Origin of the sequence: Methylocystis borbori, from assembly GCF_036576025.1 — a bacterium.
Taxonomy (GTDB): domain Bacteria; phylum Pseudomonadota; class Alphaproteobacteria; order Rhizobiales; family Beijerinckiaceae; genus Methylocystis; species Methylocystis borbori.
Genome location: NZ_JAZHYN010000011.1, coordinates 1 through 16,583, shown reverse-complemented (window position 1 = coordinate 16,583; position 16,583 = coordinate 1). Strand labels below are relative to the sequence as shown.

Genomic DNA, 16,583 nt, shown 5'->3' with positions numbered 1-16,583 from the left:
GCCGGACCGCCTTACCGCGGCTGCGGAACGATGCGGAGATAAGGCCGCGGCGCTTTCCAACCATCCGGATAGATAGTCTTCGCTTCCTCGTCGGAAACGGAGCCGGCGATGATCACGTCCTCGCCCTGCTTCCAATTCACCGGCGTCGCCACTCTGTGCTTCGCGGTCAGTTGCAGCGAGTCGATCACCCGCAGCACCTCGTCGAAATTGCGGCCCGTCGTCATCGGATAGACGATGATGAGCTTGATCTTCTTGTCGGGGCCGATGACGAAGACGTTGCGGACCGTCTGATTATCCGCGGGCGTGCGGACGCTGGCGTCGCCCGAGGCCGCCGCCGGCAGCATGCCGTAAAGCTTGGAGACGCTCAGATCGGTGTCGCCGATCATCGGATAATGCGGCGTCGCGCCCTGCGTCTCGGCGATATCGGCCGCCCATTTCGCGTGATTGTCGACGGGATCGACGCTCAAGCCGATGACCTTGACGTTGCGCTTCTCGAATTCCGGTTCGAGCTTGGCCATGTAGCCGAGTTCGGTCGTGCAAACCGGCGTGAAGTCCTTGGGGTGGGAGAACAGAATGCACCAGGAATCGCCGATCCAGTCGTGGAATTTGATCTTTCCCTGGGTGGTTTCGGCTTCGAAATCGGGCGCGATGTCGCCAATCTGGAAAGACATGTCAGACCTCCTCGGATATGATTTATTCGTTTCCTCGCCTCGCGGGCGGGTCTCCCTCCGGGATCGGAGGGGCGTGGTCGCCCTATGATGCGACTTTCGTGCCTTAGATCAAGAACTGACGCGCCGTGGCCTCCGCCCGTCATATTCCATAGAAAATCCATCCCACAGATCTCGCGATTGCCGGATGCGGTCGCCAAAGGAGGTTTATCGAGCCTTGATGACGAATGTGTCCATCCCGCACCGCCTCCCCATTCGCATTTATTACGAGGACACGGATTTTTCCGGCCTCGTCTATCACGCCTCCTATCTGCGCTTCATGGAGCGGGCCCGCACGGAAATGCTGCGGGAGCTCGGCCTCCATCAACGCGCGCTCGCGGAGGGGGCGTCGGGCGCGCTAATCTTTTTCGTCGTCCGGGCGATGGAGATCGATTTCCAGAAGCCCGCGACGATGGACGATCTGCTGACGGTCGAGACCAGGGCGGAGGCGCTGGGCGGCGCCTCGCTCACGCTGGATCAGCGCGTTCTGCGCGGGGACGAGTTGCTGGCGCGGGCCGCGGTCAAGGTCGTTTGCGTCGAGGCTGGCCGCGCCCGCCGCATCCCGGCCGAGGTGCGCGCCAAATTCCAAAGCCTAGTGAGCCCGCCGGGTTAAGACTGACGCGGTTTCGCCATTTGGCCGCCGTGTTTTAGGGCTTACCATGGCGTCGTCATGGGAATCATCCAACCCGCCGCCCGCCTGCGGCCGCGCGCCGAACCCTCGGAGCCGGCCGAAGCCGGCGCGCTGACCGTCGATCTTTCGGCGATCGCCCATAATTGGCGAACGCTCGCCGGGCTCGCGGGCCGGGCCGAATGCGGCGCGGTGGTGAAGGCGGACGCCTATGGGCTCGGCCTCCCGCCCGTCATGCGCGCCCTGCTCACGGCCGGTTGCCGGACCTTTTTCGTCGCCAATATTATCGAGGGCGAGGCGGCGCGGACGCTCTCCCCCGAGGCGACGATCTATGTGCTCGACGGGATCGCGCCCGGCCTCGCGCATCGTCTCGTCGACGCCAATCTGACCCCCGCCCTCGGTTCTCTCAGCGAAATCGACGAATGGGCGGCGATGGGCCGCGCGCTCGGCCGCAAGCTCGAAGCCGCCCTCCATTTCGACACCGGCATGAATCGCCTCGGCGTCCCGATCAGTGAGGCGGCGGAAGCGGCCCTCCGCGCCCGCGACATCGCGCCGACGCTGGTGATGAGCCATTTCGTCAGTTCGCAACTGCCGGACGCGCCGCGCAACGCCCGCCAGATCGAAGCCTTCCTCGACGCCCGCGCGCGCTTCGCCGAGGTTCCGGCGTCCATGGCCAATTCCTCCGGCGTCTTCCTGCCCCAGAGGCCGCATTTCGATCTCATCCGTCCTGGCTACGCCCTCTACGGCGGCAATCCCACGCCCTACGCCGAAAGTCCCATGCGGCGGGTCGCGCGGCTCCATGCGCGCATCCTCTCGACGCGTGAGATCGAAGCTGGCGCGAGAGTCGGCTATGACGGTCTGTGGACCGCCACCCGCCCCTCGCGCATCGCCACGCTCGGCGTCGGCTACGCCGACGGCGTGCCGATCGCGGCGACCGCCCTCGAGGGCAAGCCGGGGGGCGAGGCCCTTGTCGGCGGCGCGCGCTGCCCCTTCGTCGGCCGGGTCTCGATGGATTACACCATGCTCGACGTGACCGACGCCCCGCGCGAGGCGGCGCAGCGCGGAGAATGGGCGGAGCTGCTCGGCGATTCGATCAGCGTCGAGGAGCTGGCGGCGCGCGCCGGCGTCATCGGCTATGAGATCCTCACCCGCCTCGGCGGACGTTACGCCCGGCGCTATATCGGGGCGTAATACGCCGCCTCACGCCATAGCGAACCACGGCGCGAGCACGGGATATCCCTCCCCCGCCAGCATCGACACGGTCTCGTAAAGCGGCAGGCCGACGACCGCCGAGTAAGAGCCGACGAGCTTCACCAGAAACGCGCCGGCGCGCTCCTGAATGGCGTAGCCGCCCGCCTTGCCGCGCCATTCGCCGGTGGCGAGATAGGCCTCGATCTCGGTCGAACTCAGCCGCTTGAAGCGAAGCCGCGCCTCGACGAGGCGCTTGCGCTCGGCGCCGCGCGGCGTGACGAGGCTCACCGCGGAATAGACGCGATGTTGACGTCCCGACAGGAGCCGCAGGCACTCTTCCGCCTCTTCCGCGGTCTCCGCCTTGGGGAGAATGCGCCGGCCGACCGAAACGACCGTATCGGCGGCGATGAGGAAGGAATCCTTCAGCTCCGGGTGGGTCGCCCGCACCTTGGCGGCGGCCGAGGCCTTCTCGCTCGCGATGCGGATGGCGTAGGAGCGGGGCGACTCGCCCCGAAACGGCGTCTCGTCGATGTCGGCGGGAAGCAGCGCGTCCGCTTCCAGACCCGCCTGCTGCAAGAGCGCGAGGCGTCGCGGCGAAGCGGAGGCCAGAATGAGCTTAGGACGGGCGATCGGAGGATTGGCTGTCAAGAGAGTCGCTCCGCCATAGGAAAATTACCGGAAACGATATGTTATACGACCCTTGGTCAAATCATAAGGCGTCATCTCGACGAGCACCTTGTCGCCTTCCAGCACGCGAATGCGGTTCTTGCGCATCTTGCCAGCGGTATGGGCGATGATTTCATGGTCGTTCTCAAGCTTGACGCGAAACATCGCGCTCGGCAGCAATTCTGTGACGACGCCGGGAAATTCGAGCAGTTCTTCCTTTGCCATGTGGTTCCTTGCAAGGCGCTTTCCGCCGCGAGCCATCAATGCTGCGACGCGGCGAGCGCGCGAAAGCGAAAAACCCGCCGCCCGGGCCGGGCGAGCGGACTCGGCGCGGACCCTAATCGAGAACGCGCGATTTGTGAACCGGGGAGTTGGGGACGACCTAAGCTCTCACAATTCAACGGCTCGGCCAAAATCGCGCGGGCGTTCAAGATCTACGCCTTCCAGCGGCGCGGCGGCGAGAAGCGCCTTAAGCGATACCGGCGCTTCCAAATGCTCAAGCCCTTTTCTTTTCCTTCGTCGGCGAAAGATTTGGGTGCGAGATTTTTGTGACTTCCTCATCGCGGTTCTATTCTTCGTCTCAGATACAATTTGTTGGCGAGATGATGCTTCTAACTCGTTTCCCCAAGTAGGATTATGCCTCCACAGAATGAGGATCAATGATCCTGATAGGTACGCCCTCTGCCTTCAAGAACTCTAGAAACCCATTTCTGGTGGAAGGGATCGCGAACAAACGAAAAAATGAACAGATTTCCCAAAGGTCCTGCTGTGAAAATACTATATTTGAACCAACAGGGAATGCGCGCTCACGCATCACCGCCTTGCCACAAATAATCATCGGCTCCTCAGTTTTCTGACCGATGAGCTGAGGCATGGTATGAATAGCGCCTGTTTCTTCCCCTTGAGCAAAAATGTCAAAAGTCTTCCATGAAATCTGAAACGAGTGCCCTGACGCACATCGTGTAGGCTTAATCACTCCCAAATCATGGGTTAACGCGTTGCGCGCCGCGTATAAGCTTTTGATGCTGTCCGCTTCGTTTGGCCCAAATCTGAAGCGTTCTAGAAGCTTATCAAGTTTTCTTGGTATCCCAAGATTGTTTTCAAATTCCTTTTGAGCTTTCTGAGGGTTACTCAATTCGAGACGCTTATTTTTACACGCGACAAGAAGGCAGGCTTCGTGAACCCGATCAAGGAACAGCGCGTAGTGTTCAAGTAGCTCGCGCAATCCACATCCAATGACCCACGTAGCAAAGTGTTCCTTGAATTTTCGCACTTCCTCTTCAGCCAACCCCGAAGGAACAAAATCAATCGGCACGCCGGTCTGGCCCGGCATTATTGGTAGCTTACGTAGTTCATAGTCGTTGAAATCATCCCGTCTCGCAGCGTTCAACCCCAAGCCCATAAAGACTGCCGCGCGTCGAACGCCTAGGTCAGCAATACCCGCTAGTTCGTCAATATTCACATTGATTTCGAGCTTCTGCGCCAACTATCAAAATCCCTCGGAGAGAACATCCATGTTTGCATACGTTTGAAATTGTCACTTCGGCTTGCCCTTTACCGTGCGCGTACCCGGCTTGCCGCCGGAAGAGCGGCCCGCCGGGCGCGGGGGCGCGATCCGACCCAAAGGCCGCGCTTCGCCGCCGCCGAAATTATGCGGCCCCATGTCGGCGTCGGTCGGCTTATGCGCGCGTGTGGCGAGTTTCTCATTTTCGTCGCGGCGTATGGCGCCGCGCCCTCCCCTTCCAAAGGATGCGCGAAACTGCGGACTTGCCTCGGCGAGCAATTCGGCGCGCTGCAGCCGCTGGATTTCGTCGCGCATCCGCGCCGCTTCCTCGAAGGCGAGATCGGCCGCCGCCGCCTTCATGCGCTTTTCGAGATCGGCGATGGTCGCGGCGAGATTATGCCCCGGCGCGATGTCGAAGCCCGTATCGACGGTCACATGATCCTGCTCGGCGACCGAGCCGAGAATGTCGGCGATGCCGCGCTTGATCGAAGCGGGCGTGATGTCATTCTCGCGATTATAGGCCTCCTGCTTGGCGCGGCGGCGATTGGTCTCGTCCATCGCGCGCTTCATCGAGCCGGTGATGTGATCGGCATAGAGGATCACGCGGCCGTCGACATTGCGCGCGGCGCGGCCGATGGTCTGCACGAGCGAGGTCTCGGAGCGCAGAAAGCCTTCCTTATCGGCGTCGAGAATGGCGACGAGCCCGCATTCGGGAATGTCGAGACCCTCGCGCAGTAGATTGATGCCCACCAGCACGTCGAAGGCGCCGAGCCGCAGATCGCGGATGATCTCGATGCGCTCGATCGTGTCGATATCGCTGTGCATGTAACGCACGCGCACGCCATTCTCGTGCAGATATTCGGTGAGGTCCTCGGCCATGCGCTTGGTGAGCACGGTCACCAGCGAACGATAGCCCATCTGCGCGACGGCGCGCGCTTCGTCGAGGAGATCGTCCACCTGCGTGCGCGCCGAGCGCACCTCGACCGGCGGGTCGATGAGCCCTGTCGGCCTGATGACCTGCTCGACGAAGACGCCACCCGTCTGATTGAGCTCCCAATTGCCGGGCGTCGCCGAGACGCTCACCGTCTGCGGCCGCATCGCGTCCCATTCCTCGAAGCGTAAGGGACGATTGTCCAGACAGGACGGCAGGCGGAAGCCATATTCGGCCAGCGTCGCCTTGCGGCGGAAGTCGCCCTTATACATGGCGCCGATCTGTGGGATCGACACATGGCTTTCGTCGGCGAAGACGAGCGCATTGTCCGGCAGATATTCGAAAAGCGTCGGCGGCGGCTCGCCCGGCTTGCGGCCGGTGAGATAGCGCGAATAATTCTCGACGCCGGCGCAAGAGCCCGTCGCCTCCATCATTTCGAGATCGAAGCGCGTGCGCTGCTCCAGCCGCTGCGCCTCCAAGAGGCGCCCGGAGCGGTTGAGCTCGTCGAGCCTTACGCGCATTTCGTCCTTGATCGCCTTGATCGACTGCAGCAGCGTCGGGCGCGGCGTGACATAGTGAGAGTTTGCATAGACCTTCACGAATTCGAGATCGACGGTCTTCTTGCCGGTGAGCGGATCGAATTCCGAAATCGACTCCACCTCATCGCCGAAGAAGCCGATGCGCCAGGCGCGATCCTCGTAATGCGCCGGAAAAATATCGACCGTATCGCCGCGCACGCGGAAGGTTCCGCGGGTGAAATCGGCGGCGGTGCGGCGGTAATGCAGCGCGACGAGATCGGCGACGAGCTGGCGCTGCTCCAGCTTCTCGCCAAGCGTCACCGAAAAAGTCATCGCCGTATAGGTCTCGACCGAGCCAATGCCGTAAATGCAGGAGACGGAGGCGACGATGATGACGTCGTCGCGCTCCAAAAGCGCGCGCGTCGCCGCGTGGCGCATGCGGTCGATCTGCTCGTTCACCGAGGATTCTTTCTCGATGTAGGTGTCCGAGCGCGGCACATAGGCTTCCGGCTGGTAATAATCGTAATAGGAAACGAAATATTCGACGGCGTTATTGGGGAAGAAGCTCCTGAACTCGCCGTAAAGCTGCGCGGCGAGCGTCTTATTGGGCGCAAGAATTAAGGCCGGGCGCTGCGTCGCCGCGATCACGCTGGCCATGGTGAAGGTCTTGCCGGAGCCGGTGACGCCCAGCAGCACCTGGTCGCGCTCCTCCGCCGCGACGCCCTTCACCAGCTCCTCGATCGCCGTCGGCTGGTCGCCCTTGGGCGTATAGTCGGAGACGAGCTCGAATTTAACGCCGCCTTCGGATTTCTCCGGCCGCTCGGGCCGGTGTGGCGTCCAGGGCTTCTGGTCGCGAATATTCGGATCGCCGAGCCGCAGCAGTTGCGCGAGACTGTCGGCGGTGGCCTGCACCCCGCCGCCGGCTTGGAAGCCTTCGCCGAGGCCGTATTTCTCAATGTCCTCCTCGTCGAGGCCCTGGATCGAGGACGCGTCATAGGCGGCCTGCGGCGCCTCCCCGAAGCCGGGCGCGAGCGCGGGATTGAGCAATTGCGCGAGATGCGGCGCGAGCGGCGCCAATACGGGCTTCGCCGCCTTGGCGCGCGTCGGCCGCGCGGGGTCTTTGGGCTTTCCGGGAGGTTTGGCCATGGCCGCAATATGGGGGAGACGAGCGCAGGAGGGAAGCGCGACGCGCTTCGCCGCCAAGCTCAATTGCCTTAGCGTCTACCTTACACCACGTCCGTTTAATCTATCGACAGGTTGGGCAAATGCGACGTCCGCGCTATCTTGCCTTGAACAGGAGACCACCATGCCCAGAAATCGATCAGGAATGAACAAGCTTTTCTCGGACGCGATCAAAATGGGCTTCGCGGCCAATCAAGTGATGGGCCTTCGGCTGATGAAAATCGCCATGGGCGGCGCTGGCGGCAGGCGCGAGAGCAAGCTGATGGTCGACGAAAAGATCAAGGCCGCGACGGACGCCAGCATAGAGGCCGCGATGAGCGTCGCGACGGGACAACCGCATCTTGCGGCCGATCGCGCCCTCTCCGTTTATTCAAAGCGGGTCAATCGTAACCTGAAGCGTTTGTCAAAGAGCTGACGGCCTCCTATTCCGCCTCCGCCACTTCCTCCTCCCGTTCCACCTCCAGCAGCTTCGCCCGCGCTTCCGCCGCCTCGCGTTGGCGGTTCCACATGCCGGCGTAGTGACCACCGAGCGCGAGCAACGCATTATGCGTTCCACGCTCGACAATCTGGCCGTGATCGAGGAATAGGATTTCGTCTGCCTCGACGATGGTCGACAGACGATGCGCGATCACGAGGGTCGTGCGGCCCTTGGCGACGCGCCGCAGCGCCTCCTGAATCTCGTGCTCGGTCAAACTGTCGAGCGCGGAGGTCGCCTCGTCGAGAATAAGAATCGGCGGGGCTTTCAAAATCGTGCGGGCGATGGCGACGCGCTGCTTCTCGCCGCCCGACAGCTTCAAGCCGCGCTCGCCGACCTGCGCGCCATAGGCGCCCGGCACGCTCTCGATGAAGCGGTCGATCTGCGCGAGCCGCGCCGCCTCGCGCACCTCTTCGTCGCTGGCGTCCCAGCGGCCATAGCGGATATTGTAGCCGATTGAGTCGTTGAACAGCACCGTGTCCTGCGGCACCATGCCGATCGCCGCGCGCAGGCTCTCCTGCGTCACGTCGAGAATGTTCTGCCCGTCGATGGTTATGCGCCCGCCCTGCGGCTCATAGAAGCGGAACATCAGCCGCGAAATCGTCGATTTGCCGGCGCCCGAAGGGCCGACGATGGCGATCGTCTTCCCGGGCGGCGCCTCGAAGCTCACGCCCTTGAGAATCGGGCGCTGCGGCTCGTAATGAAAGAAGACATTGTCGAAAACGATGCGCCCCTCGCGCACGACGAGCGCCGGCGCGCCGGGCTTGTCGGAAATCTCCGGGCTTTGCGAGAGGATCGAGAACATGGTCTCTATGTCGATGATCGCCTGCCGCACCTCGCGATAGAAGGTGCCCATGAAGTTCAGCGGCTGCGCCAGTTGCAGCATGGTGGCGTTGATAAGCACGAAATCGCCGACGGTGTTGCGTCCCTCGCGAACCCCATAAACGCACATCACCATCATGACGGTGACGCCGATGATGAAAATCACCGTCTGGCCGGCGTTCAGCGCCGCGAGCGAGACATAGGACTGCGTGCTCGCCTGTTCGTAATGGATCATCGATTTGTCGTAGCGCGCCGCCTCGCGCTTCTCGGCGCCGAAATATTTCACGGTCTCGTAATTTAAGAGGCTGTCGATCGCCTTCTGATTGGCGTCGGTGTCGCTGTCGTTCATCATGCGGCGTATGGCGATGCGCCAGTTGGTCGCGAGCATGGTGAAAAGAAAATAGCCGCCAAGCGTGACGAGCAGCACGACGCCGTAGCGCCAGTCGAACTGATAGAGAAAGACGCCGAGCACCAGCGTCATTTCGAGCAAAGTCGGCGCGCCCGTCGACATGATGAGCCGCGACAGTGTTTCTATGCCGTTGCGCCCACGCTCCAAGACGCGCGTCAGCCCGCCGGTCTTGCGGCCGATGTGAAAGCGCAGCGACAATTCATGCATATGGACGAAGAGGTCGGTCGCGAGCCGGCGCACGGCATGCATGGCGACGGCGGCGAAAATCGCGTCGCGCGTTTGCATCAGAATGACGGCGGCGATGCGAATCGCGCCCATCAGCAGCGTGAAGCCGATCGCGCCGAAGCCAAGCGCCGCGGCGACGCCGGCGCCGTCTTCGGCGAGCGCGTCCGTCGCCCATTTGAAGGCGTAGGGCGTCGCGGCGTTGAAGAGCTTGCTGACGACGAGCAGCGCGAGAACGACCGCGACGCGGATTTCGAGATCGCGCCGGCCGCGCGGCCAGATATAGGGCCACAGGCGCCGAATCGTCGTGATGAGCGTGGATTCCGAAAGCGAAGGATCGGCGGGCGTTTCCAGGGATTCGTCGACAAGTTCGGTAGCGAGAGGATCGCCCGTCTCGCTTTGATCGATTCTGCGCATTATGAGTCCAGTTGAAAGGGCGCGCCCCCCGAGGAGGCGTTTGGCGTCATATATGTCGTTTAGACGGATTGCGCACCCCTCGCCGCAGAAGCGCTATATATGAGAAACACGATGCGAGAGATCAAAAACGTCTGCGTCTATTGCGGCTCGTCGCCGGGAAACGACCCGCGCTACGCGGAAGCGGCGCGCGCGCTTGGATCGGCGCTGGCGGCGGCGGGAGTCGGCCTCGTATATGGCGGCGCGAGCGTCGGCCTGATGGGCATATTGGCGGAGGCCGCGCTCGCCGCCGGCGGCCGCGCGATCGGGGTCATCCCAAGCTTTCTCGACAAAAGGGAAGTGACCTGCACGACTCTCACGGAACTCATTCTCGTCGACGACATGCATGCGCGCAAACGCGTCATGTTCGAGCGCGCCGACGCCTTCGTGGCGCTGCCGGGCGGAATCGGCACGCTGGAGGAGCTCGCCGAACAGCTTTCCTGGATTCAGCTCGGCCGCCACGCCAAGCCGCTGGTCATCGCCGATATCGACGGCTTCTGGCGGCCGCTGCTGTCGCTTTTCGCGCATATGCGCAACGCCGCCTTCATCCGGCCGGATTATGAGGTGCGCTATCTCGTCGCGGAAAGCGTCGAGGATATTCTGCCGATGATTTTCGCCGCCGCGCGGCGCGCGCCCGCCGCCGGCGACGCCGCCATCATCGAGCGGCTTTAAGCGGCGGCTCCGTCGCGCGGGACGGAAATCAGCAGCTTGTAATTGATGGCGTCGACCAGCGCCTCGAAAGAGGCGTCGATGACATTGGCCGAGACGCCCACGGTCGACCAGCGCCGGCCTTCGTCGTCGGCGCATTCGACCAGCACGCGCGTCACGGCGTCCGTGCCGCCCTGGAAGACGCGCACGCGATAATCGACGAGCCGCACATCCTCGATATAGCGCTGATAGGCGCCAAGGTCCTTGCGCAGCGCGAGGTCGAGCGCATTGATCGGCCCATTGCCTTCGGCGGCGGAAATGCGGCTCTCGCCATGCACATTGATCTTGACGATCGCCTCCGCCCCCTGGTCCTCGAAATCGCCGTTACGCGCGAAGCGCCGGTCCACCGCGACGCTGTATCGCTCCACGTCGAAATAATGCGGAACCTCGCCGAGCAGGCGCTTGGCGAGCAGGAAGAAAGACGCGTCGGCGCCTTCATAGGCGTAGCCCTGCGCCTCCTTCTCTTTCACCTCGTCGAGAAGGCGGGTCAGGCGCGGATCGTCCTTTTCGAGGATGACGCCGAGCCGCGCCAGCTCGGAAACGATATTGGAGCGTCCCGCCTGATCGGAGACAAGGACTCGCCGCATATTGCCGACGCTTTCCGGCGTCACATGCTCATAGGTGCGCGGATCGGCGAGCACGGCGGAGGCGTGAATGCCGGCTTTCGTCGCGAAGGCGCTGGCGCCGACGTAAGGCGCATGGCGATTGGGGGCGCGATTGAGGAGTTCGTCCAACGCATGGCTGATGCGCGTCAGATGCGTCAGCTTCTCGGGCGAAACGCCGATTTCGAAACGCTCCGCATATTCGCTCTTCAGCAACAGCGTCGGAATGATGGTGGTGAGATTGGCGTTGCCGCAACGCTCGCCGAGGCCGTTGAGCGTGCCCTGAATCTGGCGCGCGCCGGCGCGGACGGCGGCGAGCGAATTCGCCACCGCCTGTCCCGTGTCGTCATGGCAATGCACGCCGATGCGCGCGCCCGGAATATGTTTCACGACCTCGGCGACGATGCGCTCCACCTCATGCGGCAGGGTCCCGCCATTGGTGTCGCACAGCACGATCCAGCGCGCGCCGGCGTCATAGGCCGCCTTGGCGCAGGCGAGCGCATAAGCGGGATTGGCCTTATAGCCGTCAAAGAAATGCTCGCAATCGACGGCCGCCTCTCTGCCCCGCGCCACCGCAGCCTTTACGGATTGCGTAACGCTTTCGAGATTGTCCTCTTCCGTGGAGCGTAAGGCGACGCGGACCTGAAAGTCGGAGCTTTTGGCGACGAATGTCACGGTCGGCGCGCCGCTATCGAGAAGCGCGGCGACGCCGGGATCGTTCTCGACCGAGCGGCCCTGACGGCGCGTCATGCCGAAGGCGACGAAGCGCGCGCGCAGCTTCGGCGGATCGGCGAAAAATTCCGTATCGAGCGGATTGGCGCCGGGATAGCCGCCCTCGATATAGTCGATGCCGAGTTCGTCGAGCATGGCCGCGATCTGACGCTTGTCGTCGAGCGAAAAATCGACGCCCGTCGTCTGCGCGCCGTCGCGCAGCGTCGTGTCGTAAAGCGTCAAGCGTTCCCTAACCCGTTCCTGGGCCATCAATGCGCTCTCCCGGCGGCCTCGGCCGCCAGTTCCTTGGTCATGGTCGTATTGCCGAGCCATTGGCCGGCGATCTCTTTGGTGTTGCGGGTCTTCGCCACGTAGCCGCGCGCGGCGAAGAAATCGCGGGCGGCGTCCGAGGCGTCGACGCTCAGCGTCTTCGTTCCGCGCGCGTCGGCGAGCTTTTCGATCGCGTCGGCAAGCGCCGATCCGACGCCCTGCCCGGCGAGATCCGGTCGCACATAAAGCATGTCGAAATCCGTATTGTCCTTGAGCGAGGCGAAGCCGGCGATCTCGCCGTCGACAAGCGCGACGACGGTCAGCGCCTCACCGAGCTGCGCGGCGAAGGCGTCTTCGTCATCGGCGGCGGAAATCCAGGCGGCGCGCTGATCCTCGTCGTAATCCTCGGCGGCCAGCGTCTCTATGCTGACGCGAAAGAGCGCCGCCAGCGTCGCCGCGTCGGCCGGAAGAAACGGCCGCAAGCCGGGCGCGCCGCGCGCCATGATCAGACGACGTCCATGGCGCGCAGGAAGCGCCAGACGATGAAAGCCGCCAGCGCGAGGATCAGCACCTTGAATAGCAGATAGACCGCCCAATGCCGCCTGAAGGGCAAAGTTTTTTTCCAGTCGTCGTTGGACATGGCTACGCTCCATCAATTTGGCGATATGGCTCCGCCGCGTCATGCCCGCGCTTGACGCGGGCATCCACGTCAAAACGACTCGAGACGAGGCCGATACTGCTTAACGTCCCGGCATGGATGGCCGGGACAAGCCCGGCCATGACGGCTGTCGCCGATGCTTCCCGCATATAACAGAGGCGCGCGTTCACCGCTTCACCTCCCATGTCGTCGTGCCGTCTTTGTTGTCTTTGAGCGCAATGCCCATGGCGGCGAGTTCATCGCGGATGCGATCGGACTCGGCCCAGTTTTTTGACGCGCGGGCGGCGAGGCGAGCGGTTACCTTTTGGTCAACGACGCTTTTATCGTCGTCTGTGAGACCGAAAGAGCCTTTGCTCTTAAAGAAGAGATCGTCAAACCCAAGCGCTCGTAAAGTGGAGGTAAGTCGGCGCTGCGCGGTCCCGTCTCTTTCAGCTTGGTTGTACATAGCATGAAGCCAAGTCAGCAGGGCTGGCGTGTTCAAATCATCAGCGAGTATGGCTTCTGCTTCCTTGTCGAGCTCTGCGATCTCCAAATTAGAAACCCAAACCCGACCCCATGTGTCCAACGTTTTGTTGGCTTCAATGACAGAGCTCAATGAAAAGTCGATCGGTTGGCGATAATGCGTACGTAACATAGCTAGCCGCAAAACGTCCCCACGCCAACTTCGCCCGCCAAACTTCTCCGTATGCAGCAGTTCGTGGATGGTCACGAAATTCCCCAGGCTCTTGGACATTTTCTCGCCCTCGACCTGCAGGAAGCCGTTATGCATCCAGTAATTCGCCATCACGTCGCGCCCGAAAGCGCAGCAGCTTTGCGCGATCTCATTCTCGTGATGCGGAAAGACGAGATCGATGCCGCCGCCATGGATGTCGAAGGTCTCGCCGAGATGCTTCCACGACATGGCGGAGCACTCGATATGCCAACCTGGCCGCCCCCTGCCCCAGGGACTGTCCCAGCCGGGTTCGGTGTCTTTCGAGGGCTTCCACAAAACGAAATCCATGTCGCCCCGCTTATAGGGCGCGACATCGACGCGCGCGCCAGCGATCATCTCGTCGAGCGAGCGCCGCGACAGGCGCCCATATTCCTTCATCGACGGCACATCGAAGAGCACATGGCCGTCCGCCGCATAGGCGTGGCCGGAGGCGATGAGCTTCTCGATGATCGCGATCATTTGCGCGATATGCTCGGTCGCGCGCGGCTGCACGGTCGGCTCCAGGCACCCGAGCGCGCGCACGTCATCCTGAAAGACCTTGTTCGTTTCTTCGGTCAGCTCGCGGATGGAAATGCCGCGCTCGGCGGCGCGCGCGTTTATCTTGTCGTCGACGTCGGTGATGTTGCGAACGTAAGTCACATGCTCCGCGCCATAGAGATGGCGCAGCAATCGAAACAAAACGTCGAAGACGATGAGCGGGCGGGCGTTGCCGATATGGGCGTAGTCATAGACCGTCGGCCCGCAGACGTACATGCGCACATTGGCGGGATCGATCGGACGAAATTCTTCCTTCGTCCGCGTCAGCGTGTTGTAAATTTTCAGCACAGGCGTCGACATGAATCTCCCCGCAAGGCCGCCGGCCGGGGCTGCGCTTCATGTCGTTTGGATAGACGTGACGCTCCGGCCAGCGGGATCGCTAGCTGATAATGATCCGCAGACAAATGTTGCGCCAAAGCGTCATGGCCGGGAACATGCGCCAAAGCGCGCCGCCGCGTCAAGCGGCGATCCGCTTCCGCCACGAAAACAGCGCCGCTTAACGCGCAATTTACGTCCCCGCGCTACAGCTTTCCCTCCGGACCGCATGGGGCGGGGACCGGCGCGGGCTTTGGTGGTTATGTCGAAAAATGCAGCGCGGTTCACGCTCGTCGCGGGCCTCATGATTTGCGTAGCCTGTCAGACCGGCGCGCGAGCGGACGCCGACGCGCGGACGGCCTATGTCATCTCCGATCAGGACGGCTACGGCCTTTTGGAGTGCCTCACGCAGAAAGCCGACTGCGGCAGGATCGTCGCCAATTCCTGGTGCGAGGCGCATGGCCATGGCGCAGCGACGGCTTTTGGACGCGCCGAGGATTTGACGGCTTCAACCGACGCGAAGGCGGCGGAGCTTCCAAAAAAGCCCGGCGCCGCCCTCGTCGCGTGCGCTGAATAGGCGCTTTGCGCTATTTCAGGAATTCACCGCATTTCGGGATGTCGTTCTGCCCGCCCCAAGGCTGGATCGCGAGCGTCGAGGTCGAACTCTCGGGCGAGCCGTCGACGAGCTTGTCCGAGTAAACCATATAGACCAGCACGTTGCGCTTAGCGTCGCAGCCGCGGACGATATGCATGCGCTTGAAGAGGAGCGAGCGGCGCTCGCTGAAGGCCTCGTCGCCCTGATTGAACTTTTCCTTGAATTTGATCGGCCCATATTGCCGGCAGGCGAGCGAAATCTCCGAACTCTGCTCGGCGACGCCGAACATGCCGGCGACGCCGCCCTTCTCATGCGCGGTGTAGTAGCAGACGACGCCGTCGATCAGCGGGTCGTCAATGCCGTAGGTGGCGAGCTTGTCGTTGGGAGTGAGCAGCTTGAAGTCGACGGATTTCCGAAAGATGAGATCGGGCCCGTTCTGCGCGAAGGACGGCGCGACGCCGAAACTGACTGCAAACGCTATCGACAACAGAACAAGCAAATGGAACCGCTTCATATCGACACCCTCCATGGCGACGCCGCCGATATGGGCGACATAGCGCCCCAAGGGAAGGGCTGCGACCCGATTGAAGCGAAAAAATCGGCCTCGGCGACCCTTGAAAGGCTTTGAGAGACCGCGCGCCCGCGCGCCGCCTTGTTGCGGACATGATGCGCGCGACAATCAACCCGAAGTTGATCCGCGGCGCAAATCGACGATGATAGCGAAATCCGGCCGCGCGCGGCCGGCGTCTTAAGAGGGCCGAGAGCCATAAAGGCCGATCGCAGGATTTGGGCTTCCGCCCTTGGCGCGCTCGCCGCCGCGGCGATCGCTTTTCTTTGCGCGAGCGCGCCAGCCCGCGCGGAAAGCGCCTATTGCGCGGATTTGCGGGCGCAGATCGCCCGCGCCGGGACGGACGGCCGCGGCGCGCGGTTTCGGGCCGCCGCCGGCAAACAGCGCGCCGAATATGCGCAGCTGGCTGCGCGCGGCCGGGCGCTCGGCTGCAATCGCGGGCAATTCCTGTTTTTGGGCGATCCGCTCCCGGCGCAATGCGGCCCGATCAACGCAAGGCTGAACCAGCTTGCCGGCGGCATCGACTCCTATGAACGAGCGGCGGCCGACGACGGCGGCCAGCGGCAGGCGCTCGCCGCGCGCTATGACGCGCAATGCCGCAATCCGCGTTTCGTCGAGGCGCGGGCGCCGCGTCCGCGCAATTTCTTCGAGGAGCTGTTCGGCCTCGCGCCGCCGGACGAGACGACGGGGCTTCGCGACGCTCCCCTCGAGGGTTCGGACACGGAGCTGTTGGAGGAAGAGCTTGACGGGAAGCCCCGCGGCGGACCCATGGCGATCTGCGTGCGAGGCTGCGACGGCGGCTTTTTCCCGGTGAGCTATTCGGCGCGAAGCGACAATCTCGACGATCTCCAAACGCTCTGCAAAGCGCTTTGCCCCAACGCTGAAGCGCAGCTTTACACGCAATCGCAGCGCAAGGGCCTCGACTCCGCGCTGTCGATCGACGGCGACGCTTATTCCAGTCATCCCAACGCCTTCAAATTCCAGAAGACTTACGATCCCGCCTGCGGCTGCAAGCCGCCCGGACAGAGCTGGGCCGAGGCGCTCGCGGAGGCCGAGCGGCTCATCGCCGAGCGCAACGCCAAGGATCAGGTCGTGACCGCCGAACAGGCGGAGCAATTGTCGCGTCCGGCGCGGCCCGGGGAGCCGCGCGCGCGAAACGTCAAAGGCCGGATCGACGCCGCCGCGCCGGCGCCCGCGCC

General features: G+C 63.0%; 17 protein-coding genes. 6 read left to right on the top strand and 11 right to left on the bottom strand.

The features are described 5' to 3' along the window. Positions 1 to 11 precede the first annotated feature (11 nt). Positions 12 to 671 carry a peroxiredoxin gene (locus tag V3H18_RS05500; RefSeq protein ID WP_332080949.1) on the bottom strand — a complete coding sequence of 220 codons (660 nt, stop codon included), beginning with the start codon at positions 669 to 671 and terminating at the stop codon, positions 12 to 14. Between the two features lie 217 nt (positions 672 to 888). On the opposite strand from V3H18_RS05500, the gene ybgC reads away from it, so the two are divergent. Both ybgC and alr read left to right on the top strand, forming a co-directional pair. Further along, entirely contained in the window at positions 889 to 1,320 is a 432-nt protein-coding gene (gene ybgC / locus V3H18_RS05495; RefSeq protein ID WP_332080948.1) for a tol-pal system-associated acyl-CoA thioesterase, read from the top strand. Between the two features lie 57 nt (positions 1,321 to 1,377). Then, positions 1,378 to 2,526, top strand: a complete 1,149-nt coding sequence (gene alr, locus V3H18_RS05490) for an alanine racemase (RefSeq protein WP_332080947.1) — start codon at positions 1,378 to 1,380, stop codon at positions 2,524 to 2,526. 9 nt (positions 2,527 to 2,535) lie between these two features. Here the strand turns inward: alr and V3H18_RS05485 are convergent, their stop codons facing one another. The 4 genes from V3H18_RS05485 to uvrB form a co-directional block, all read right to left on the bottom strand. Continuing rightward, the gene (locus V3H18_RS05485; RefSeq protein ID WP_332080946.1) at positions 2,536 to 3,174 is read right to left on the bottom strand and encodes a Maf-like protein; all 639 of its coding nucleotides are present in this window, start codon (positions 3,172 to 3,174) and stop codon (positions 2,536 to 2,538) included. Between the two features lie 24 nt (positions 3,175 to 3,198). Next, on the bottom strand, positions 3,199 to 3,417 hold the full coding sequence (gene infA, locus V3H18_RS05480) for a translation initiation factor IF-1 (RefSeq protein ID WP_138167892.1): 219 nt from the start codon (positions 3,415 to 3,417) through the stop codon (positions 3,199 to 3,201). 409 nt (positions 3,418 to 3,826) lie between these two features. Beyond that, positions 3,827 to 4,678: a hypothetical protein gene (locus V3H18_RS05475; protein WP_332080945.1), complete on the bottom strand. Its 852-nt coding sequence runs from the start codon at positions 4,676 to 4,678 to the stop codon at positions 3,827 to 3,829. Positions 4,679 to 4,729: 51 nt separating this feature from the next. Further along, entirely contained in the window at positions 4,730 to 7,291 is a 2,562-nt protein-coding gene (uvrB, locus tag V3H18_RS05470) for an excinuclease ABC subunit UvrB (RefSeq protein ID WP_332080943.1), read from the bottom strand. A gap of 181 nt (positions 7,292 to 7,472) precedes the next feature. On the opposite strand from uvrB, the gene V3H18_RS05465 reads away from it, so the two are divergent. Beyond that, a complete protein-coding gene (locus V3H18_RS05465) occupies positions 7,473 to 7,742 on the top strand; it encodes a hypothetical protein (protein ID WP_332080942.1) in 270 nt (89 codons plus the stop codon). Positions 7,743 to 7,749: 7 nt separating this feature from the next. On the opposite strand, the gene V3H18_RS05460 is transcribed toward V3H18_RS05465, so the two are convergent. Next, complete coding sequence (locus V3H18_RS05460; RefSeq protein WP_332080941.1) at positions 7,750 to 9,672, bottom strand: ABCB family ABC transporter ATP-binding protein/permease; 1,923 nt, start codon at positions 9,670 to 9,672, stop codon at positions 7,750 to 7,752. A 111-nt stretch (positions 9,673 to 9,783) separates the two neighbouring features. On the opposite strand from V3H18_RS05460, the gene V3H18_RS05455 reads away from it, so the two are divergent. Then, a complete protein-coding gene (locus V3H18_RS05455; RefSeq protein ID WP_332080940.1) occupies positions 9,784 to 10,380 on the top strand; it encodes an LOG family protein in 597 nt (198 codons plus the stop codon). Here the strand turns inward: V3H18_RS05455 and cimA are convergent. From cimA to cysS, 4 genes are all read right to left on the bottom strand, one after another. Then, complete coding sequence (gene cimA, locus V3H18_RS05450) at positions 10,377 to 11,999, bottom strand: citramalate synthase (protein WP_332080938.1); 1,623 nt, start codon at positions 11,997 to 11,999, stop codon at positions 10,377 to 10,379. The two genes, V3H18_RS05455 and cimA, sit on opposite strands and share 4 nt — an antisense overlap. Then, positions 11,999 to 12,502, bottom strand: a complete 504-nt coding sequence (locus V3H18_RS05445; RefSeq protein WP_332080937.1) for a GNAT family N-acetyltransferase — start codon at positions 12,500 to 12,502, stop codon at positions 11,999 to 12,001. Before V3H18_RS05445 ends, cimA begins: the two co-directional genes overlap by 1 nt. Positions 12,503 to 12,504: 2 nt before the next feature. Continuing rightward, positions 12,505 to 12,639 carry a hypothetical protein gene (locus tag V3H18_RS05440; RefSeq protein WP_332080936.1) on the bottom strand — a complete coding sequence of 45 codons (135 nt, stop codon included), beginning with the start codon at positions 12,637 to 12,639 and terminating at the stop codon, positions 12,505 to 12,507. 184 nt (positions 12,640 to 12,823) lie between these two features. Next, entirely contained in the window at positions 12,824 to 14,206 is a 1,383-nt protein-coding gene (gene cysS / locus V3H18_RS05435) for a cysteine--tRNA ligase (protein ID WP_332080935.1), read from the bottom strand. 277 nt (positions 14,207 to 14,483) lie between these two features. On the opposite strand from cysS, the gene V3H18_RS05430 reads away from it, so the two are divergent. Continuing rightward, positions 14,484 to 14,798: a hypothetical protein gene (locus V3H18_RS05430; protein ID WP_332080933.1), complete on the top strand. Its 315-nt coding sequence runs from the start codon at positions 14,484 to 14,486 to the stop codon at positions 14,796 to 14,798. 10 nt (positions 14,799 to 14,808) lie between these two features. Here the strand turns inward: V3H18_RS05430 and V3H18_RS05425 are convergent, their stop codons facing one another. Next, the gene (locus V3H18_RS05425; RefSeq protein ID WP_332080930.1) at positions 14,809 to 15,330 is read right to left on the bottom strand and encodes a CreA family protein; all 522 of its coding nucleotides are present in this window, start codon (positions 15,328 to 15,330) and stop codon (positions 14,809 to 14,811) included. Positions 15,331 to 15,696: 366 nt separating this feature from the next. On the opposite strand from V3H18_RS05425, the gene V3H18_RS05420 reads away from it, so the two are divergent. Then, positions 15,697 to 16,583 (top strand): DUF2865 domain-containing protein (locus tag V3H18_RS05420; RefSeq protein ID WP_332080929.1); only part of this gene is annotated, 887 nt, incomplete at its 3' end.